Consider the following 18169-nt stretch of genomic DNA (forward strand, 5'->3'; position numbering starts at 1 on the left):
CCTAGACGGATTTGGACCCATGCCGCCCGGTTCATGTCCCTGTCAGCAGACATACACGGCGAGAACACCCGCCGAACCTTGACAACTCCCCTGGCCACACAAGAGATTGACGCGCGTAGAGTGCCGGGCGCCACCGGGTCTCGCCGGGCCCGCCGGTCAGCCTCCCTGACTCCTGGCTCCCGGCCGCTCTCACCTGTCCCTCCCGTGCGTTTCCCTCATCTGCTTCATACGACCTCACCCTCATCCGGAGTCTCGTCATGCCGCACATATCCCGCCCCACCCGGCCCGCCGTGAGATCCGCCGCCGTCTCCACCGTCGTGGCCACGGCCCTCGCGGCCGGTCTGCTCGCCGTGAGCTCCTCCTCCGCGTCCGCCGCCGAGGTGCGCGTCCACGACATCCAGGGCACCACCCGCCTCTCGCCCCTCGTTGGACAGCAGGTCACGGACGTGACGGGCATCGTGACCGGCGTCCGCGCGTATGGCTCGAAGGGCTTTTGGATCCAGGACCCGAAGGCCGACTCCGACCCCTCCACCAGCGAGGGCGTCTTCGTCTACACCGGTTCCGCCGCCCTGACCGTGCGGGCCGGTGACGCGGTGCGCGTCTCCGGGACGGTCGGCGAGTACGTCCCCGGCGGCGAGGCCTCCGGCAACCAGTCCCTGACCCAGCTCACCAAGCCGACGGTCACGGTCGAGTCGTCCGGCAACGCCCTGCCCGCGCCCGTCACGGTGAACGCCAAGGCGGTCCCCTCCGCGTACGCGCCCGAGGGCGACCCCGCGGCCGGCGGCAGCATCAACGCGCTGCCGCTGAAGCCCCGCTCGTACGCCCTGGACCTGTACGAGTCCCTGGAGGGCATGAACGTACGCGTCGGCAGCTCGCGCGTGGTCGGCGCCACGGATCCGTACGCGGAGCTGTGGGTCACCGTGAAGCCGCACGAGAACCCGAACCGGCGCGGCGGCACGGTCTACAAGTCCTACGACGACCAGAACACCGGCCGCCTCCAGATCCAGCAGCTCGCTCCGGTCTCCGAGCAGCCCTTCCCGAAGGCGAACGTCGGCGACACGCTGTCCGGCGGCGCCGAAGGCCCCCTGGACTTCAACCAGTTCGGCGGGTATACGCTGGTCGCGCGCACCCTCGGCAAGGTCACGGACGAGGGTCTCGTACGGGAGAAGACGCGGCGGCAGGCCAAGGGTGAGCTCGCCGTCGCCACGTACAACGTGGAGAACCTCGACCCCACCGACCCGCAGACGAAGTTCGACGCCCTCGCCGGGGCCGTCGTCTCGAACCTCGCCTCGCCCGACATCCTCGCCCTGGAGGAGATCCAGGACGACAACGGCGCGAAGAACGACGGGACCGTCTCGGCGGAGGCGACCCTGAAGAAGTTCACGGACGCGATCGTCGCCGCGGGCGGGCCGCGGTATGCGTGGCGGTCCATCGACCCGCAGAACAACAAGGACGGCGGGGAGCCGGGCGGCAACATCCGCCAGGTGTTCCTGTTCAACCCCGAGCGGGTCTCCTTCACGGACCGGGGCCACGGGGACGCGACCACGGGCACGGGGGTCGTGCGGTCCGCCGGGCGCGCCGCGCTGACCCTCTCCCCCGGGCGCGTCGACCCCGCGAACACCGCGTGGGAGGACAGCCGCAAGCCGCTGGCCGGGGAGTTCAGCTTCCGGGGGCGCAGTGTGATCGTGGTCGCCAACCACTTCGGGTCGAAGGGCGGCGACGAGGGCCTCACGTCGCGGCACCAGCCGCCGGTGCGGTCCTCGGAGGCGAAGCGGCTGCGGCAGGCGCAGGCCGTGAACTCCTTCGTGCGGGACGTGCGCACGGTGCAGAAGAACGCGGACGTGGTGGTCGTGGGGGACGTGAACGACTTCGAGTTCTCGGCCACGACGCAGGCCCTGGAGTCGGGGGGCGCGCTGAAGTCGGCCGTGAAGTCCCTCCCCCGTTCGGAGCGCTACTCGTACGTCTACCAGGGCAACGCGCAGGTCCTGGACCAGATCCTGACCAGCCCCGGGGTCGGGAGCGCCCGCGGCTTCGCGTACGACAGCGTGCACATCAACGCGGAGTTCGCCGACCAGAACAGCGACCACGACCCGCAGGTGCTGCGGTTCCGGCCGTAGGACCGAACCGGAAGGACGCGCATGACCCGCCGGCCTCCGCGCGTGACCCGGCGGGTCACGCGTAGAGCCGGAGGAGCCAGTCCCGCCAGGCCAGTTCGGTGCCCTTGGCGTCGGCGTGCGGCGCGAAGTCGTGGATGCTGACGGCCACGGGGGCACCGAAGTGGTTGCGGCCGAAGAAGCGGTAGAGCGCGGTGTCCGTGCGCAGGCCGATGAAGTGCCGGGTGCGGAAGTCGATCATCGCGTCGAGGAGTGCGCCGGGGGCGTCCACGCGCATGCGGGCGCCCTCCGACGCGTCGTCGGGGAGGCCGAGGCGGCGGCCCAGCTTGGTGAAGGCCTCCGGTGCCATGGCGGGCGCGGGGCCGTCGAGGCTGGTGAAGGTGACGGGAAGGCCCGCGAAGTACGTCAGGTACTGGCGCAGGGTGTGCAGGTAGAAGTCCGTGTGCTTGGCGGCCCCGTCGTACTGGCTGCCCCAGTCGCCGGTGAAGACGCCGCTGTGCAGATAGCGGACCCACGAGCGGCGGCCGCCGTCGCGGGGCTCGATGACGCGGTCGAGCGCGTTGCGGATCTGGCCCCGCGGGAGGCCCGCGGGGTCGTCGACGCGGTCGGTGAGGCGGTGCGGCGGCTCCCAGTGGGTGACGACGCCGCCACAGGGTGCGGCGCCGCCCTCGCGGGGTTCGTGCTCCACCATGGGCCAGAGCCAGCAGGCGGTACCGGTGGTGAACGCGTCCCAGACCTCGGCGGGAGAGGCGTCGACCTCGAACTCCCGCGCGATCTCGAACTCCTTGCCTGCGGCCATGGCGACCCCCCTGACGTCCCGCGTCGGTTCAACGTCCCACCGACGACCATTCCCGTCCAGAGGCGTGGCGCGACCGGGGAAAGTGGGGTCAATGGGGGCGAAATCGCCACTGACCGCGGGCGCGGACGCGAGACGGCGGGGAGCCGCGATGACCGGGGAGCCGCGAGGATCGCGGGGAGCACCAGGCACCGGCAGGGATCAGCGCGGCTCCATCCGGAGGGCCAGGCGGTAGGTGCCCTCCTCGGGCAGCCCCTCCCCGCTCGCCCACTCCTCGTAGCGCAGGACGCGCCGGCCGTCCGTCGTCACGTGGACGTGGGCGGATACCAGACCCGGCGCCCGCTCCGACCGCCCGTCGCCCGCATCCACACCCTCACTCTCCCGCTCGCCCACGCCCTCGGCCATCACGATCGCCCGGACCGCCCGGTCGTCGCCCGCCGCCCGGGGTGTCCCGTCCCGCAGAAGCGTCTTGTGCAGCCGCAGGCGCTCGATGCCCGGCACGGCCGCGTCGATCTCGGAGTTCCGCTCGTCCCTGCCGTGGGCGAAGAAGTCCTCGTACGCCTCCTCGTCCCGCCAGTGCGAGCGGTGCGCCACCGTCGAACCGTCCATACCGGCGTACACGGTGTACGAGAGGAGCCCCTCGTGCGGCCACGGACGGCTCCCCCAGGCTGCGGCGATCGCCTCGACCGTCGCCCGCTGCCGGTCCGGCGTGCCCGTGCTCCAGGTGCTGAGGAAGACGAGCCCGCCGTGCGCGCGGGCCGGGTCGGGGAGGGTGGTGGTGTCGGTGTACGCCTGCATGGCCTGCTCCTTCGAGATGGGCGGGGAGGGGGCGCCGTGCCCCTCTCCGTCCACCCTGCGACCTCAAGTTTGCTTGAGGTCAAGCCCGTTCGGGAGAGGCCACCGGGACGAGCTCCGGGCGCTTCGCCGCGCGCCCGTCGCCCGACGAGCGCCCCCTGACGCGCCGCCACAGCCACGGACCCATGAACCCGGCGAACCAGGACGTCTCCGCCGCCACCGCCCGCAGCGCGGACACCGGAGGCGCCGGGGGCAGCACCGGCCGCACCCAGTCCTCGTGGCCGGGCACCCCCAGCGCGTCCGCCATCCCGGCGGCGATCCGGGCGTGCCCCAGCGGACTCGCGTGCAGCCGGTCGGTGCTCCACAGCCGGGGGTCCGTGGTGACCCGGTGCGGGAACGTGTCCAGGACGGTGACCCCGTGGCGGTCCGCCGCCGCGCGGATGCGGGCGTTCAGGTCGAGCACGCGGGGCAGCGCCCTGCGCGCGAGCGGCGAGATCCGCCCGAGGTCGGGGAACGTCACCGTGGCCACGCGCGCGCCCGCCGCCGTCAGCTCGGTGAACATGTCCTCGATGTCGCGCGCCACCCGGGCCGCGTCGAAGCCGGGCCGCACCAGGTCGTTCATGCCCGCCATGACGGTGACCAGGTCCGGCCGCAGCGCGAGGGCCGGGGCCAGCTGCTCCGCCTTGATCCGGGCCGTCAGCCTGCCCCGTACGGCGAGGTTCGCGTAGCCGAAGTCCGGGTTGCCCTCGGCCAGGATCTCGGCGAGGCGGTCGGCCCAGCCGCGGTAGCCGTGGGTCTCGTCACCGTCGCCGACCCCTTCGGTCTGGCTGTCGCCGAGCGCGACATAGCGCGCGTACGCATGCGTGGTCATGGCCAGAGCCTCCCCCCGCGGTCAGGGCACGTCAACGTGGTGGTGACCACCGGCGCCCGCGGCCCTCAGCCCGCCCCCTCACCCGCGAGACGCGCCAACTCACCCTGGAAGACGTCGAGTCGGGCTTGCAGCAGCGCCGCCTCCGCGACCAGTTCGGGCACCCCCATGGCCGGCGAGCGCACCCCCGGCACGGCCTCCGGCACCGCCGCGGTGACCGTGAGACCTTCCCCCGCGAGGCGGGCGAACTCCGCGAGCCGCAGCGCCGCACGGCGGCCCACGCAGGCACCGCACACCCCCTCGACCACCCGCCAGCCCGGCCTGCCCCACCCCGCGTCCGCGAGGACCGAGGCACCCGCCCCGCAGCCGCACGGCCGCACGGTCACCGCGCGCACCCGCTGCCGCGCGTACCGGAAGCCCTGCTCGAAGCGGATGTACGCGCCGAGCACCGTCACTTCCAGGAGCGCCGCCCCGCGGTGTTCGCCGGTGCACAGGAACGCCTCCGCCGCGGCCCGCCCGTGGACGCAGTGGAAGCCGCAGTCGCAGCGGCGGTGCGGGGCCGCGTGCCGTCTGCCGTAGACGCAGTGGGCCTCGTCGAGCACGCCATAGGGCAGGGCGGCGCCCAGGGAGACGCCGGTGAACCCGGCCCTCGCGCCGTCCTGGGACAGCGCGAGGCGGGCGATCTTGTATCCGGTCGGCGGCTCCTTCGGGCGTTCCGCGGGGAGCCGCAGCCTCATCGGACCGCGGGGACCTCGGCCGCCGGGGCTCCGGCCGCGGGCTCCTCGGCCGGCACCGCGGGTTCGGGTACGGGCGCCGCGTGCAGCTCACGGTCCTGTGCCCGCGGCTGCTCCCGCGGGGCTTCCTCGGCGATCCCGGTGGCGAGTGCTTTGCCCAGCCTCATGACGCCTCCTGTGGCGACCGCCGCGCGGCCGTCCGTCGACTACCGTCGGCCCATGGTGGCGCATACGGGGGCGAGTTGGCACCAGGGCCCGCCCCACTCACGGGCACCTTTCAGCATCCGTGACCCTTACCTCGTAGCAGAATTAAGTGGAGCTTCAGCGTCGGCGTACCGACACTGCCTTCATGACCTCTCCCCCAGCAGCGCCTGTTCTCCTCGGCCGCGCCCTCTGCGCGATGGTCACGCCCTTCACGGCCGACGGTCTGCTCGACCTCGACGGGGCCCAGCTGCTCGCCGAGCGCCTGGTGGACGACGGCTGCGACGGTCTCGTCCTCTCCGGTACCACCGGCGAGTCCCCCACCACGTCCGACGACGAGAAGGCCGCGCTCGTGCGGGCCGTCGCCGAGGCGGTCGGCGACCGGGCGTCGGTCGTCGCGGGTGTCGGCAGCTCCGCCACCCGGCACACCGTCGAGCTCGCGCTCCAGGCCGAGAAGGCGGGCGCGGACGCCCTGCTGGTGGTCACGCCCTACTACAGCAGGCCGCCGCAGGACGCCGTCGAGGCGCACTTCCTGGAGGTCGCCGACGCCTCGGGGCTCCCGCTCGTGCTCTACGACATCCCGGGGCGCACCGGGACGCGCATCGAGCCGGAGACGATGCTGCGCCTGGCGGAGCATCCGCGGATCGTCGCCGTGAAGGACTGCGCGTACGACCTGATGGGCACGCAGAAGGTCCTCTCGCGCACCGATCTGGCCTACTACACCGGCTGCGACGAGCTCATCCTCGCGCTGTACGCGGTGGGCGGCGCGGGATACATCAGCACGGTGGCCAACGTCGTGCCCGGCCATCTGCGGGCTGTCATCGACGCGTTCGACGCGGGCGACACGGCACAGGCACGGCGGCTTCAGCAGCGGGCCATGGAGCTCATCGAGGCGATGATGGGCGCGGGCCTGCCGGGCACGGTCACCGCCAAGGCACTGCTCGGCGCGCTGGGCCTGCCCGGCGGTCCCGTCCGCGCGCCGCTGCGGCCCGCCGGCCGCGAGGCGACCGAAGGACTGCTCGCCGCGTACGAGGACCTCAGCCCGCGGCGGGGAAGCCCCCCGCCTTCGTCCACACGAGCGTGTCGGAGCCACGGCTGAACGTGGCCTTCTTGCCCCCGGCGGCGACGGCGATCTTCTCCCAGCCGTCGAAGTCCTTGGTGAGGTGCGTGGCCCACTTCGTGAGGGGGCCGGTGGCGACCGCGGCGACCGACTCGGTCGGCGGCTCGCCGTCGGCGCAGTAGACGCCGAAGTCGCCGAAGGCCGCGACGGTGCCGTCCTTGGCCTTGAGCGTGATGCCCTGGCAGGCGTCGGTGGCCGTCTTGTGGACGACGGCCGGCTTGGACCAGCCCTTGGCCTTGGGGCTGTAGTCCTGCACGAAGAGGCCCTTGCCCTTCAGGTAGTGCATGGCCACGCGCCGGCCGTCCGTGAGCTTGACCTGCGCGTTGAAGGGGCTCGGGCTGCCGCTCCAGGGGATGTCGCTCTTCTGGAGCGGGTAGCCGTGATCGCCGGTGGCGACCGTCGTGACCTGCCGGGCCGGCCCGCGGCCGGTGTCCTGCGCCTGCCCGGCGCTCTGCCCGCACCCGGTCACCAGACCGAGCACCGTCACTCCGCCCAGAGCCAGAGCCCTGATCCCCGTTCGACGCATGCCGCACTCCCGTTCGTCCCGCGAGCACCACGCCCGCCTGGCAGCGCAGCTTACGCAGCCAGGGCCGCCTCGCGGGAGGCAGCGCGCGCCCCGGCGTCCCACGCCGAGCGCCCTCCGGTGAACCGGAGGGCGCTCGGCGTGGGAGGAACGATCAGTTGTGGCTGTGCAGCACGTCGTTCAGGCCGCCCCACACCGCGTTGTTCGGGCGGGCCTCGACGGCGCCGGTGACCGAGTTGCGGCGGAAGAGGATGTTCGAGGCACCGGAGAGCTCGCGGGCCTTCACGATCTGCCCGTCGGGCATCGTGACGCGGGTGCCCGCGGTGACGTAGAGGCCGGCCTCTACGACGCACTCGTCGCCGAGCGCGATGCCCACGCCCGCCTCGGCGCCGATCAGGCAGCGCTCGCCGATGACGATGCGGACGTTGCCGCCGCCGGAGAGGGTGCCCATCGTGGAGGCGCCGCCACCGATGTCGGAGCCGTCGCCGACGACGACACCGGCGGAGATGCGGCCCTCGACCATGGAGGTGCCGAGCGTGCCGGCGTTGAAGTTCACGAAGCCCTCGTGCATGACCGTCGTGCCCTCGGCGAGGTGCGCGCCCAGGCGCACCCGGTCGGCGTCGGCGATGCGCACGCCCTTGGGGGCCACGTAGTCCGTCATGCGCGGGAACTTGTCGACGGAGGTCACGGCGAGGTGCAGGCCCTCGGCGCGGGCGTTGAGCCGCACCTTCTCGACGTCGTCGACGGCGACCGGGCCCAGCGAGGTCCAGGCGATGTTGGCGAGGAAGGCGAACTGGCCGTCGAGGTTCACGCCGTGCGGCTTGACCAGGCGGTGCGAGAGCAGGTGCAGCCGGAGGTAGACGTCGTGGGCGTCCACCGGCTTCTCGTCGAGGGACGCGATGACCGTACGTACGGCGACGATCTCCACGCCACGGCGGTCGTCCCGGCGGATGGCCTTGGCCGCGCCCTCGCCGAGCAGCTGCACGGCACGCTCGGCGGTGAGCCGCTCGGTGCCCGCGGGACCCGCTTCGGCGACGAGCTCGGGCGCGGGGAACCAGGTGTCGAGGACGGTGCCGTCGGCGGTGACGGTGGCGAGGCCTGCGGCGACGGCGCCGGTGGTGCGGGAAGCGTTCGTGTCGGTCATGGGGAAAACCTAACCGGCGGCGCGCCGCGCGGGCGAACCGGTCTCAGCCTCCGGGCCGCCCGCCCGCCGCGTCGCGCACCGCGCGAAGCCCGCGGAGGTCAGCCGCCGGACGGGACGAGCCGGTGGAAGACCTCGCGCGCGTACGCCTCGTCGTACCGCACGTCCGTGAGCAGCACCTGGAGGCAGATGCCGTCCACGGCCGCGACGAGCGCCCGCGCGGTGACGGGGTCGGTGCGCCGCCGCAGGACCTCGCCGAGCACCTCCCCGCACTCGGCGGCGACGGGCCGCAGCGCGGGTTTGCGCAGGGCGGCCAGATACAGCTCGTACTCCAGCTCGAGCTCCGTGCGGTCCCCGGCGAGCCACTGGCCGAGCAGACCGGCCAGCTCACCGGCGAGGTCGCCCCGCGGGTCCTCGAACGCGCCGCCGGCGGTGACGGCCTTGGCGAAGCCCTCGTTGGCCTGCCGCATCGCGGCCACCAGGAGGTCGTCGAGTGTCTTGAAGTGGTAGGTGGTCGAGCCGAGCGGCACGTCGGCCTCCGCGGCGACCGAGCGATGGCTGAGCCCACCTATCCCCTTGTCCGCCACCACCCGGATCGCGGCGTCGATGATCCGCTGGCGCCGCTCGGGGTCATAGCGCCGGGCCATCAATGCGCCCCGCCGAGGTTGAGCAGGACGACGCCCGCGATCACCAGGACCAGTCCCGCGATCTTGGCGAGGCCCGCGGACTCCCCCATGAAGATCATGCCGATGGCGGCGACCGCGGCGGTGCCGATCCCGGCCCAGATCGCGTAGGCCGTGCCGACGGACAGCGTCTTCAGGGTCTGCGCGAGCAGCGTGAAGGCGATCAGATATCCGGCGACGGTGATCAGCGAGGGCCAGAGCTTGCTGAACCCTTCGCTGTACTTCATGGCCGTCGTCCCGGCCACCTCCGCGATGATCGCCCCGGCGAGCAGTCCGTATCCCATGCGTACGAGTGTACATATCGATGTGTACGGGCGTACGCAAACGCGCTCGATCCCGCCGGTTAACTCGATCCCACCGGTTAAGGTGACGCGATCACTGTGGGGGGCCACAGAGGCGTACGAGACCACGGAGCACAAGAGCGATGTCAGACACGTCGGGGTGGGGACCACAGGCGCCGTACGGCGGACCGCCGGGGCCCTACGGGGCGCCGCCCGGCTGGGGCTGGAACGGCTACGGCTGGACCCCGCCACCGCCGCCGCCCAAGCCCGGCGTGATACCCCTCGCGCCGCTGGGCGCCAACGACATCTTCGGCGGCGCGTTCGCGACCATGCGGCGCTACGCCAAGCCGCTGTTCGGCACGGCGACCGCGGCCTACGGCCTGCTCACCGTCCTCGCCGTGGCCGGCGGGGTGCTCGCCTACGGGGCGAGCCGGGAGCACCTGCGCGCCCTGCGCGAACCCGGCGGGGACTTCTCCTGGGACGACGGCAGGCCGGTCCTGTTCGCGTTCGGCCTGGTGTGGCTGGTCTTCATGCTCGCCACGCTGGCCGTCAACTCGTTCATCCAGGCGGCCTGCGCCGCCACGCTGCACGAGGCGGTCCTCGGCCGCCCGGCGACGTTCCGCGCGGTGTGGCGCAGGGCCTGGTCGCGGACGCCGTCCGTGCTGGCCGTGACCCTGCTGCTCTCGGTCGTCCTGATGCTGCCGGTGGCCGCGTTCCTGCTGCTGTTGTTCTCGCTCCTCTTCCTGATGATGACCCAGTCGCTCCTCCCCATCGGCCTGGTCTTCCCGCTGTTCCTGGTGTCGCTGCCGCTCGCGGCCTGGCTGTACGTCCTGTTCGCCTTCGCCCCGGCCGCCGCGGCACTGGAGACGGCGGGGCCCTTCACGGCGCTGCGGCGCTCCATGCGCCTGGTGCGGGGCGCCTGGTGGCGCACCTTCGGCATCTCGCTGCTCGCGGGCCTCATCGTCATGGGCGTCTCCCTCGCCCTGCGGCTCCCCCTCCAGTTCGCCGCGCCGACCCCGCCCCCGGTGGACCCCGGCGACTCCGCGTCGGCCTACTTCCTGGACCAACTGCGCTCCCAGTTCGGCCTGTACGCGCTCCTCGGCCTGGTCGGCAGCTTCCTCGCCCAGCTCGCCGCCACGGTGTTCCTGCCCCTGGTGACGGCCCTGCTCTACCTGGACCGCCGCATCCGCAAGGAAAACCTCGCGCACACGCTCACGGAGGCGTCGGCGGCTGCGCGGCCAGTCCCGTAGCACGCGATGCGGCCCCCCGCGCCAGAAGCACGGGGGGCCGCATCAGGGATCACGTCCCGCAGATCACTCAGACGTTGAACCCGAGCGCGCGCAGCTGCTCGCGGCCGTCGTCCGTGATCTTGTCCGGGCCCCACGGCGGCATCCAGACCCAGTTGATCCGGAGCTCGTTGACGATGCCGTCCGTGGCGGACTTCGCCTGGTCCTCGATGACGTCCGTCAGCGGGCAGGCCGCCGAGGTGAGCGTCATGTCGATCGTCGCGATGTTCGCGTCGTCGACGTGAATGCCGTAGATCAGGCCGAGGTTGACGACGTCGATGCCCAGCTCGGGGTCGACCACGTCGTACAGCGCCTCGCGGACCTCTTCTTCGGAGGCGGGCTTGGTCAGGGTCTCGTTCTCGCTCATGCGGTCTTCCTCTCGGCGACGGCGAGGGCGTCGGCGTCCGTACCGAGCGCCTGGGCGGTCGCGTCCTTCCACGCCATCCAGCTCAGCAGAGCACACTTCACCCGCGCCGGGTACTTGGAGACCCCGGCGAACGCGACGGCGTCCTCAAGGATCTCCTCCATCGCGTCGTCCGGCTCCAGCTTGCCCTTGGACTGCATCAGTTCCAGGAACACCTCCTGGACCTTCCGCGCCTCGGCGAGCTCCTTGCCGACCAGCAGGTCGTTCAGGACGGACGCGCTGGCCTGGCTGATGGAGCAGCCCTGGCCCTCGTACGACACGTCGGCGATCGTCGACCCGTCGTACTTCACGCGCAGCGTGATCTCGTCGCCGCACGTCGGGTTGACGTGGTGCACCTCGGCGTCGCCATCGCGCAGACCGCGCCCGTGCGGGTGCTTGTAGTGGTCCAGGATGACTTCCTGGTACATCGAATCCAGCTTCACGTTCCCAGCCAGCCCCTCAGCCGAAGAAGTTCCGTACGTGCTCCAGGCCGTCGACCAGAGCGTCGATCTCGCCGGGCGTGGAGTACAGATAGAACGACGCTCGCGTGGTCGCAGGAATTCCGTACCGCAGGCAGACCGGGCGGGCGCAGTGGTGACCCACGCGGACCGCGATGCCTTCCTCGTCCAGGACCTGGCCCACGTCGTGCGGGTGGATGTCGCCGAGCGTGAAGGAGATCGCGGCGCCGCGGTCCTCGGCCGATGCCGGGCCGATGATCCTAAGGTCGGGGACCTCAAGGAGGCGCTTGACCGCGTACTCGGTGATCGCGTGCTCATGAGCGGCGATCTTGTCCATGCCGATCGCGGAGAGGTAGTCCACGGCCGCGCCCAGGCCGACGGCCTGGGAGACCGGGGGCGTGCCCGCCTCGAACTTGTGCGGCGCGGGAGCGTAGGTCGACGAGCTCATCGACACGGTCTCGATCATCTCGCCGCCACCGAGGAACGGCGGCAGGTCCTCCAGGAGCTCCTGCCGTCCCCACAGCACGCCGATGCCCGTCGGGCCGAGCATCTTGTGGCCGGTGAAGGCCACGAAGTCGGCCTGGAGCGCCTGCACGTCCAGCACCATGTGCGGGGCGGCCTGCGAGGCGTCGATCAGCACCAGGGCGCCGACCTCCTGGGCACGGCGCACGATCGCGTCGACCGGGTTCTGCGTGCCCAGGATGTTCGAGACCAGGACGAAGGAGACGATCTTCGTCTTCTCCGTGATGATCTCGTTGATGTTGGACAGGTCGAGCCGGCCGTCGTCCGTGAGACCGAACCACTTCAGCTTCGCGCCCGTGCGCTGCGAGAGCAGCTGCCACGGCACGATGTTGGAGTGGTGCTCCATCTCCGTGATGACGATCTCGGTCTCGTGGTCCACGCGGTAGGGCTCGTCGGCCCAGCCCAGCATGTTGGCCACGAGGTTGAGCGACTCCGAGGCGTTCTTGGTGAAGATCACCTCGTCGCGGCTCGGCGCGTTGATGAACGCCGCGACCTTGTCACGGGCGCCCTCGTAGAGCGCCGTGGCCTCCTCCGCGAGGACGTGCACGCCGCGGTGGACGTTGGCGTTGTGCTTCTCGTAGTACTCGTTGAGTACGTCGAGCACCTGACGCGGCGTCTGGGACGTGGCCGCGTTGTCCAGGTAGACGAGCTTCTTGCCGTCGTGGATCGTGCGATCCAGGATCGGGAAGTCCTTGCGGATCGCCTCGGTGTCGAGGAGGCCGGAGAGCCCCTGGTGGGCCACTGTCACGCGGATACGCCACCCTTCGTGTAAGCCTCGTAGCCCTCGGCCTCGAGCTTGTCGGCGAGCTCGGCGCCGCCGGACTCGGCGATGCGGCCGTTCGCGAAGACGTGCACGAAGTCGGGCTTGATGTAGCGCAGGATGCGCGTGTAGTGCGTGATCAGCAGGGTGCCGACCTCGCCGGTCTCACGGACGCGGTTGACGCCGTCCGAGACCTGGCGCAGGGCGTCGACGTCCAGGCCGGAGTCCGTCTCGTCGAGGATCGCGATCTTCGGCTTGAGGAGCTCCATCTGGAGGATCTCGTGGCGCTTCTTCTCGCCGCCGGAGAAGCCCTCGTTCACGTTGCGCTCGGCGAAGGCCGGGTCCATCTGGAGCTGCTCCATCGCACCCTTGACCTCCTTCACCCACGTGCGCAGCTTGGGGGCCTCGCCGCGGATCGCCGTCGCCGACGTACGCAGGAAGTTGGAGACCGAGACGCCGGGGACCTCGACCGGGTACTGCATGGCCAGGAACATGCCGGCGCGGGCGCGCTCGTCGACGGACATCTCCAGGACGTCCTCGCCGTCGAGGGTGACGGTGCCCTGCGTGATCGTGTACTTGGGGTGACCCGCGATGGAGTAGGCGAGAGTCGACTTGCCGGAGCCGTTCGGGCCCATGATGGCGTGCGTCTCGCCCTGCTTCACGGTGAGGTCGACGCCCTTGAGGATCTCCTTCGTGGCGTTGTCGGCCTCGACGGTGACGTGCAGGTCGTGGATTTCAAGCGTTGCCATGTGCCTCAGGACTCCTGGGTGAGGGAGACGAGCACATCGTCCCCTTCGATCTTTACGGGGTATACGGGGACGGGGCGCGTCGCGGGGAGACCGGACGGCTTGCCGGTGCGGAGGTCGAAGGCGGAGCCGTGCAGCCAGCACTCGATCTGACAGTCCTCCACCTCGCCCTCGGAGAGGGAGACGTTCGCGTGCGAGCAGATGTCGTTGATCGCGAACACCTCGCCCTCGGTGCGGACGACCGAGACCGGCGTGCCGTCGAGTTCCACCCGCTTCGGGGTGTCCTCCGACAGCTCGCTCAGTCCACAGGCGCGTACGAATGTCATGCCGCCGACGCCTCCAGCTCCTCTTCGATCTTCGCGAGGAGGCGCTCTTCGATGTCGGGCAGGCCGATCTGCTGGATCAGCTCGGCGAAGAATCCGCGGACCACGAGGCGGCGCGCCTCGTCCTGCGGGATACCGCGCGACTGGAGGTAGAAGAGCTGCTCGTCGTCGAAGCGGCCGGTCGCCGAGGCGTGGCCCGCTCCGACGATCTCGCCGGTCTCGATCTCGAGGTTCGGCACGGAGTCGACACGGGCGCCGTCGGTGAGCACGAGGTTGCGGTTCATCTCGTACGTGTCGGTGCCCTCGGCGGCGGCCTCGATGAGGACGTCGCCGATCCACACCGCGTGGGCGTCGTCGCCCTGGAGCGCGCCCTTGTAGACGACGTTCGACTTGCAGTGCGGCTTGTTGTGGTCGACCAGGAGGCGGTGCTCCTGGTGCTGGCCGGCGTCGGTGACGTACAGGCCGAAGAACTCGGCCTCGCCGCCCGTGCCCGCGTACTCGACGCGGGGGTGCAGGCGGACGACGTCGCCGCCGAAGGTCACGACGACGGACTTGAAGGAGGCGTCCCGGCCGACCAGCGCGTTGTGCTGGGCGACGTGGACGGCCTTGTAGTCCCAGTCCTGGACGGAGACGACGGTCAGCTTGGCGCCGTCGCCCAGGAGGTAGTCGACGTTCGCGGCGAGGACGGCGTCACCGGTGTGGTCGATGACGACCAGGGCCTCGGCGAACGCGCCCACCTCGATGACCTGGTGCGCGAAGGCGGTACCGCCCTCGCCGTGCACGGCGATGCGGATCGGCTCGGTCAGGACCGTCTCCTTGGGGACGGTCACCACCGACGCCTTCTCGAAGGAGCTGTAGGCCTGCGCGGCGACGCGGTCGACGGGCTTGCCCGCCTTGCCCACGCGCGCGTCGTCACGGCCGACGGTCTCCTGGATCACGCCCGCCGGGGCGGTCACCTCGACGCGGATGCCGCCGGTGGCGACCGCCGTGCCGTCGTGCAGCCCGCGCAGACGCTCCAGCGGCGTGAACCGCCACTCCTCCTCGCGGCCGTGGGGGACGGGGAAGTCCGCCACGTCGAAGGACGGGGGAGCGCTCATGCGGGTGGCGACGGTGGACTCGGCGGCCACCGCGATGGACCCGGCGGTCGTCGACCCCACGGGGATGTTCTGAGCCTCAGCCATGGCTGTCGTCGTGCTCTCTCTCTGCGTAAGAAGTCAGTCGCTGCTGCGGGGGAAGCGGCCGGTCTTAACCGACCGAGCCCTCCATCTGCAGCTCGATCAGCCGGTTCAGCTCCAGGGCGTACTCCATGGGCAGCTCCTTGGCGATCGGCTCGACGAAGCCGCGCACGATCATCGCCATGGCCTCGAACTCGGTCAGACCGCGGCTCATCAGGTAGAAGAGCTGGTCGTCGGAGACCTTGGAGACGGTCGCCTCGTGGCCCATGGACACGTCGTCCTCGCGGACGTCCACGTAGGGGTACGTGTCGGAGCGGGAGATCGTGTCGACGAGCAGCGCGTCGCACAGGACGTTCGACTTCGATCCGGCCGCGCCCTCGCCGATCTCGACGAGACCGCGGTAGGAGGTGCGGCCACCGCCACGCGCCACGGACTTCGAGACGATGTTCGAGGACGTGTTGGGCGCCATGTGGACCATCTTGGAACCGGCGTCCTGGTGCTGGCCCTCGCCCGCGAAGGCGATGGACAGCGTCTCGCCCTTGGCGTGCTCGCCCATGAGGTAGACGGCGGGGTACTTCATCGTCACCTTGGAGCCGATGTTGCCGTCGATCCACTCCATGGTCGCGCCCTCGTACGCCACGGCGCGCTTGGTGACCAGGTTGTAGACGTTGTTCGACCAGTTCTGGATCGTCGTGTAGCGGCAGCGGCCGCCCTTCTTGACGATGATCTCGACGACGGCCGAGTGCAGGGAGTCCGACTTGTAGATCGGCGCCGTGCAGCCTTCGACGTAGTGAACGTAGGCGTCCTCGTCGACGATGATCAGCGTGCGCTCGAACTGGCCCATGTTCTCCGTGTTGATGCGGAAGTAGGCCTGGAGCGGGATCTCGACGTGCACGCCCTTGGGGACGTAGATGAACGAGCCACCGGACCACACGGCGGAGTTCAGCGACGCGAACTTGTTGTCGCCGACCGGGATGACCGTGCCGAAGTACTCCTTGAAGAGCTCCGGGTGCTCCTTCAGGGCGGTGTCCGTGTCGAGGAAGATGACGCCCTGCTCCTCCAGGTCCTCGCGGATCTGGTGGTAGACGACCTCGGACTCGTACTGGGCCGCGACACCGGCGACGAGGCGCTGCTTCTCCGCCTCGGGGATGCCGAGCTTGTCGTACGTGTTCTTGATGTCCTCGGGCAGGTCCTCCCAGGACTCCGCCTGCTTCTCCGTGGACCGCACGAAGTACTTGATGTTGTCGAAGTCGATGCCCGACAGGTCCGAGCCCCAGTTGGGCATGGGCTTCTTGTCGAAGAGGCGCAGGCCCTTGAGGCGCAGCTTGGTCATCCACTCGGGCTCGGACTTCTTGGCCGAGATGTCCTTGACGACGTCCTCGTTGATGCCGCGCTTGGCGGACGCCCCGGCCACGTCGGAGTCGGCCCAGCCGTATTCGTACGTGCCCAGGCCCTCGAGTTCGGGGTGGGCAGTCTCCGTGGGGAGCGTCATGCGGGGTTCCTCCCGGCCGTGCTTGCGGATGCGTTTTCAGTGGTCTGTGAAGACTGTGGGGTGTTGCGGGGGATGAACGTCGTGCAGACGCCGTCGCCGTGGGCGATGGTGGCGAGCCGCTGGACGTGCGTCCCCAGGAGGGCGGAGAAGATCTCCGTCTCCGCCTCGCAAAGTTGTGGGTACTGCTCGGCGACGTGGGCGACCGGGCAGTGGTGCTGGCACAGCTGCTCCCCTACCGGCGCGCTGCGAGCCGTAGCAGCGTACCCGTCGGCGGTCAACGCCTTCGCCAGAGCCTCGGTGCGCTGCTCGGGGGGCGCCGCCTCGACCGTCTTGCGGTAGGCGACGGCCTGGGCCGCCATCCGCTCGCGGGCGAACTCGACGACCGCCTCCTCGCCGTGCCGCTCGCTGATCCAGCGCAGGGCGTCGGCGGCGAGCTTGTCGTACGACTGGTCGAAGGCGTCCCGGCCGCAGTCGGTGAGCGCGAAGACCTTTGCGGGGCGGCCGCGGGTCCGTGCGCCGTAGATCCGCTGCTCGCGGGGCTCGACGACGTTCTCGTGGGCCAGCGTGTCGAGGTGGCGGCGCACGGCGGCCTGGGTCAGGCCGAGGCGGCCCGCGAGGTCGGCGACCGTGGAGGGGCCGTGGTCCAGGATGGAGCGCGCGACCCGGTTGCGTGTAGACCGCTCCCCGGTCGCGAGTTCCTCCTGCGGAGCCTCGCCAACGTTTTTCACAACGCCATTGTTGCGTAATTCCTCAGAGCCTGACAACCCGCGCCGGGATCACGGTCCGGTGCGCTGCATCACTTAGGCATACCTAAGCTGACCTGCGGAAATGATCACTGATCGATCAAACCGGTGGCGCGCGGCGGCAGCCGCGAGGAGACTGCCTGACCATGTCGACACCCCCTCCCACCGGCCCTTTGTGTACGCGCGCGTCCCTCGCGGCCGACCTGCGCGCGCTCGGCGTGACCCCCGGGGAGACCCTCCTCGCGCACTCCTCGCTGAGCGCCCTCGGCTGGGTCAGCGGCGGCCCCGTGGCCGTCGTCCAGGCGCTCCTCGACGCACTGGGCCAAAAGGGAACGCTCGTGGTCCCCACGCAGTCCAGCGACAACTCCGACCCGGCCGCGTGGGGCAATCCGCCCGTGCCGGAGTCCTGGTGGCCCGAGATCCGCGCCTCCATCCCGGCCTACGACCCGCGCACCACCCCCACCCGGGGCGTCGGCGTGATCCCCGAGACGGTACGGACCTGGCCCGGCGCCCACCGCAGCGCCCACCCGCAGACCTCCTTCGCCGCGGTCGGCCCCCGCGCGGCGGAGCTCCTGGCGGGGCACGCGCTGGACTGCCGCCTGGGCGAGCGCAGCCCGCTGGCCCGCCTGGAGGCGGCGGGCGCCCGCGTCCTGCTGCTCGGCGCGGGCTTCGACTCCTGCACCTCCTTCCACCTGGCCGAGTACCGGCTCGCCGGCCCCGAGGAGACGAACTCCTTCGCGGTCATGACCCCGGAGGGGCGCCGCTGGACGACGGTGCGCGAGCCCTCGATCTCCGAGGAGCGCTTCGACGAACTCGGCGCGGACTTCGAGCGGGACCGGCCCGTGGTGCGCGGCACGGTCGGCGCGGCGCTCGCCCGCCTCTTCCCGGTGGCCGACGCGGTCGCGTACGCCGAGCGCTGGCTCGACACCCACCGCTCGCGCGCCGAGTGGGCGGGTCAGCAGCCCCCTGCCCGCGCACCCCGGAGCGCTCTCTAGACTTCCCGGC

21 protein-coding genes are annotated in these 18169 nt (G+C 71.1%); 4 read left to right on the plus strand and 17 right to left on the minus strand.

Annotation, left to right across the window (positions count from 1 at the left end; all coding sequences use genetic code 11):
• The first annotated feature begins 257 nt into the window (after positions 1-257).
• Positions 258-2117, plus strand: coding sequence for an endonuclease/exonuclease/phosphatase family protein (locus tag QBL25_RS12040; RefSeq protein ID WP_409057024.1), 1860 nt, complete (start codon positions 258-260; stop codon positions 2115-2117).
• A gap of 55 nt (positions 2118-2172) precedes the next feature.
• On the opposite strand, the gene QBL25_RS12045 is transcribed toward QBL25_RS12040, so the two are convergent.
• From QBL25_RS12045 to QBL25_RS12065, 5 genes are all read right to left on the minus strand, one after another.
• The gene (locus QBL25_RS12045) at positions 2173-2913 is read right to left on the minus strand and encodes an SRPBCC family protein (protein WP_409057025.1); all 741 of its coding nucleotides are present in this window, start codon (positions 2911-2913) and stop codon (positions 2173-2175) included.
• Positions 2914-3111: 198 nt separating this feature from the next.
• A complete protein-coding gene (locus QBL25_RS12050) occupies positions 3112-3708 on the minus strand; it encodes an antibiotic biosynthesis monooxygenase (RefSeq protein ID WP_409057026.1) in 597 nt (198 codons plus the stop codon).
• A 79-nt stretch (positions 3709-3787) separates the two neighbouring features.
• On the minus strand, positions 3788-4576 hold the full coding sequence (locus tag QBL25_RS12055) for an SGNH/GDSL hydrolase family protein (RefSeq protein ID WP_409057027.1): 789 nt from the start codon (positions 4574-4576) through the stop codon (positions 3788-3790).
• A 65-nt stretch (positions 4577-4641) separates the two neighbouring features.
• Positions 4642-5310, minus strand: a complete 669-nt coding sequence (locus tag QBL25_RS12060) for a hypothetical protein (protein WP_409057028.1) — start codon at positions 5308-5310, stop codon at positions 4642-4644.
• Positions 5307-5474, minus strand: coding sequence for a hypothetical protein (locus QBL25_RS12065; protein WP_409057029.1), 168 nt, complete (start codon positions 5472-5474; stop codon positions 5307-5309). The genes QBL25_RS12060 and QBL25_RS12065 overlap by 4 nt, the downstream gene beginning before the upstream one ends.
• Before the next feature lie 182 nt (positions 5475-5656).
• On the opposite strand from QBL25_RS12065, the gene dapA reads away from it, so the two are divergent.
• A complete protein-coding gene (gene dapA / locus QBL25_RS12070) occupies positions 5657-6607 on the plus strand; it encodes a 4-hydroxy-tetrahydrodipicolinate synthase (protein ID WP_409057030.1) in 951 nt (316 codons plus the stop codon).
• Here the strand turns inward: dapA and QBL25_RS12075 are convergent.
• The 4 genes from QBL25_RS12075 to QBL25_RS12090 all read right to left on the minus strand — a co-directional run bounded on the left by QBL25_RS12075 (position 6546) and on the right by QBL25_RS12090 (position 9259).
• Entirely contained in the window at positions 6546-7154 is a 609-nt protein-coding gene (locus QBL25_RS12075) for a hypothetical protein (protein WP_409057031.1), read from the minus strand. The genes dapA and QBL25_RS12075 overlap by 62 nt on opposite strands.
• A gap of 151 nt (positions 7155-7305) precedes the next feature.
• On the minus strand, positions 7306-8295 hold the full coding sequence (dapD, locus tag QBL25_RS12080) for a 2,3,4,5-tetrahydropyridine-2,6-dicarboxylate N-succinyltransferase (protein ID WP_409057032.1): 990 nt from the start codon (positions 8293-8295) through the stop codon (positions 7306-7308).
• Between the two features lie 98 nt (positions 8296-8393).
• On the minus strand, positions 8394-8939 hold the full coding sequence (locus tag QBL25_RS12085) for a TetR/AcrR family transcriptional regulator (RefSeq protein ID WP_409057033.1): 546 nt from the start codon (positions 8937-8939) through the stop codon (positions 8394-8396).
• Positions 8939-9259: a DMT family transporter gene (locus QBL25_RS12090; protein ID WP_409057034.1), complete on the minus strand. Its 321-nt coding sequence runs from the start codon at positions 9257-9259 to the stop codon at positions 8939-8941. Before QBL25_RS12090 ends, QBL25_RS12085 begins: the two co-directional genes overlap by 1 nt.
• A gap of 140 nt (positions 9260-9399) precedes the next feature.
• On the opposite strand from QBL25_RS12090, the gene QBL25_RS12095 reads away from it, so the two are divergent.
• Entirely contained in the window at positions 9400-10506 is a 1107-nt protein-coding gene (locus tag QBL25_RS12095; protein WP_409057035.1) for a hypothetical protein, read from the plus strand.
• Between the two features lie 67 nt (positions 10507-10573).
• Here the strand turns inward: QBL25_RS12095 and QBL25_RS12100 are convergent, their stop codons facing one another.
• The 8 genes from QBL25_RS12100 to QBL25_RS12135 all read right to left on the minus strand — a co-directional run bounded on the left by QBL25_RS12100 (position 10574) and on the right by QBL25_RS12135 (position 17149).
• The gene (locus QBL25_RS12100) at positions 10574-10909 is read right to left on the minus strand and encodes a metal-sulfur cluster assembly factor (protein ID WP_160504340.1); all 336 of its coding nucleotides are present in this window, start codon (positions 10907-10909) and stop codon (positions 10574-10576) included.
• Complete coding sequence (gene sufU / locus QBL25_RS12105; RefSeq protein WP_409057036.1) at positions 10906-11388, minus strand: Fe-S cluster assembly sulfur transfer protein SufU; 483 nt, start codon at positions 11386-11388, stop codon at positions 10906-10908. The genes QBL25_RS12100 and sufU overlap by 4 nt, the downstream gene beginning before the upstream one ends.
• A gap of 16 nt (positions 11389-11404) precedes the next feature.
• Positions 11405-12673, minus strand: coding sequence for a cysteine desulfurase (locus QBL25_RS12110; RefSeq protein ID WP_409057037.1), 1269 nt, complete (start codon positions 12671-12673; stop codon positions 11405-11407).
• The gene (sufC, locus tag QBL25_RS12115; protein WP_409057038.1) at positions 12670-13434 is read right to left on the minus strand and encodes a Fe-S cluster assembly ATPase SufC; all 765 of its coding nucleotides are present in this window, start codon (positions 13432-13434) and stop codon (positions 12670-12672) included. The genes QBL25_RS12110 and sufC overlap by 4 nt, the downstream gene beginning before the upstream one ends.
• Before the next feature lie 5 nt (positions 13435-13439).
• Complete coding sequence (locus QBL25_RS12120) at positions 13440-13757, minus strand: bifunctional 3-phenylpropionate/cinnamic acid dioxygenase ferredoxin subunit (protein ID WP_409057039.1); 318 nt, start codon at positions 13755-13757, stop codon at positions 13440-13442.
• Positions 13754-14935, minus strand: coding sequence for a Fe-S cluster assembly protein SufD (gene sufD, locus QBL25_RS12125; protein WP_409057040.1), 1182 nt, complete (start codon positions 14933-14935; stop codon positions 13754-13756). The genes QBL25_RS12120 and sufD overlap by 4 nt, the downstream gene beginning before the upstream one ends.
• A 64-nt stretch (positions 14936-14999) precedes the next feature.
• Positions 15000-16421: a Fe-S cluster assembly protein SufB gene (gene sufB / locus QBL25_RS12130; protein WP_409057041.1), complete on the minus strand. Its 1422-nt coding sequence runs from the start codon at positions 16419-16421 to the stop codon at positions 15000-15002.
• Positions 16418-17149 (minus strand): helix-turn-helix transcriptional regulator, encoded by a 732-nt coding sequence (locus QBL25_RS12135; protein WP_409057042.1) that lies wholly within the window; start codon positions 17147-17149, stop codon positions 16418-16420. The genes sufB and QBL25_RS12135 overlap by 4 nt, the downstream gene beginning before the upstream one ends.
• A gap of 161 nt (positions 17150-17310) precedes the next feature.
• On the opposite strand from QBL25_RS12135, the gene QBL25_RS12140 reads away from it, so the two are divergent.
• Positions 17311-18159, plus strand: a complete 849-nt coding sequence (locus QBL25_RS12140; protein ID WP_409057043.1) for an aminoglycoside N(3)-acetyltransferase — start codon at positions 17311-17313, stop codon at positions 18157-18159.
• Positions 18160-18169: the final 10 nt, after the last annotated feature.

The sequence above is a fragment of the Streptomyces sp. SYP-A7185 genome (assembly GCF_046103685.1).
In the GTDB taxonomy this organism is placed as follows: domain Bacteria; phylum Actinomycetota; class Actinomycetes; order Streptomycetales; family Streptomycetaceae; genus Streptomyces.

Coding starts and splice junctions, on each gene's coding strand:
- sufD (WP_409057040.1), bottom strand. CDS start 14,935: ATGGCTGAGGCTCAGAACATCCCCGTGGGGTCGACGACCGCCGGGTCC.
- QBL25_RS12085 (WP_409057033.1), bottom strand. CDS start 8,939: ATGGCCCGGCGCTATGACCCCGAGCGGCGCCAGCGGATCATCGACGCC.
- QBL25_RS12075 (WP_409057031.1), bottom strand. CDS start 7,154: ATGCGTCGAACGGGGATCAGGGCTCTGGCTCTGGGCGGAGTGACGGTG.
- sufC (WP_409057038.1), bottom strand. CDS start 13,434: ATGGCAACGCTTGAAATCCACGACCTGCACGTCACCGTCGAGGCCGAC.
- QBL25_RS12065 (WP_409057029.1), bottom strand. CDS start 5,474: ATGAGGCTGGGCAAAGCACTCGCCACCGGGATCGCCGAGGAAGCCCCG.
- sufB (WP_409057041.1), bottom strand. CDS start 16,421: ATGACGCTCCCCACGGAGACTGCCCACCCCGAACTCGAGGGCCTGGGC.
- QBL25_RS12050 (WP_409057026.1), bottom strand. CDS start 3,708: ATGCAGGCGTACACCGACACCACCACCCTCCCCGACCCGGCCCGCGCG.
- QBL25_RS12060 (WP_409057028.1), bottom strand. CDS start 5,310: ATGAGGCTGCGGCTCCCCGCGGAACGCCCGAAGGAGCCGCCGACCGGA.
- dapD (WP_409057032.1), bottom strand. CDS start 8,295: ATGACCGACACGAACGCTTCCCGCACCACCGGCGCCGTCGCCGCAGGC.
- QBL25_RS12100 (WP_160504340.1), bottom strand. CDS start 10,909: ATGAGCGAGAACGAGACCCTGACCAAGCCCGCCTCCGAAGAAGAGGTC.
- QBL25_RS12140 (WP_409057043.1), top strand. CDS start 17,311: ATGTCGACACCCCCTCCCACCGGCCCTTTGTGTACGCGCGCGTCCCTC.
- QBL25_RS12055 (WP_409057027.1), bottom strand. CDS start 4,576: ATGACCACGCATGCGTACGCGCGCTATGTCGCGCTCGGCGACAGCCAG.
- QBL25_RS12040 (WP_409057024.1), top strand. CDS start 258: ATGCCGCACATATCCCGCCCCACCCGGCCCGCCGTGAGATCCGCCGCC.
- QBL25_RS12090 (WP_409057034.1), bottom strand. CDS start 9,259: ATGGGATACGGACTGCTCGCCGGGGCGATCATCGCGGAGGTGGCCGGG.
- QBL25_RS12045 (WP_409057025.1), bottom strand. CDS start 2,913: ATGGCCGCAGGCAAGGAGTTCGAGATCGCGCGGGAGTTCGAGGTCGAC.
- QBL25_RS12095 (WP_409057035.1), top strand. CDS start 9,400: ATGTCAGACACGTCGGGGTGGGGACCACAGGCGCCGTACGGCGGACCG.
- dapA (WP_409057030.1), top strand. CDS start 5,657: ATGACCTCTCCCCCAGCAGCGCCTGTTCTCCTCGGCCGCGCCCTCTGC.
- QBL25_RS12120 (WP_409057039.1), bottom strand. CDS start 13,757: ATGACATTCGTACGCGCCTGTGGACTGAGCGAGCTGTCGGAGGACACC.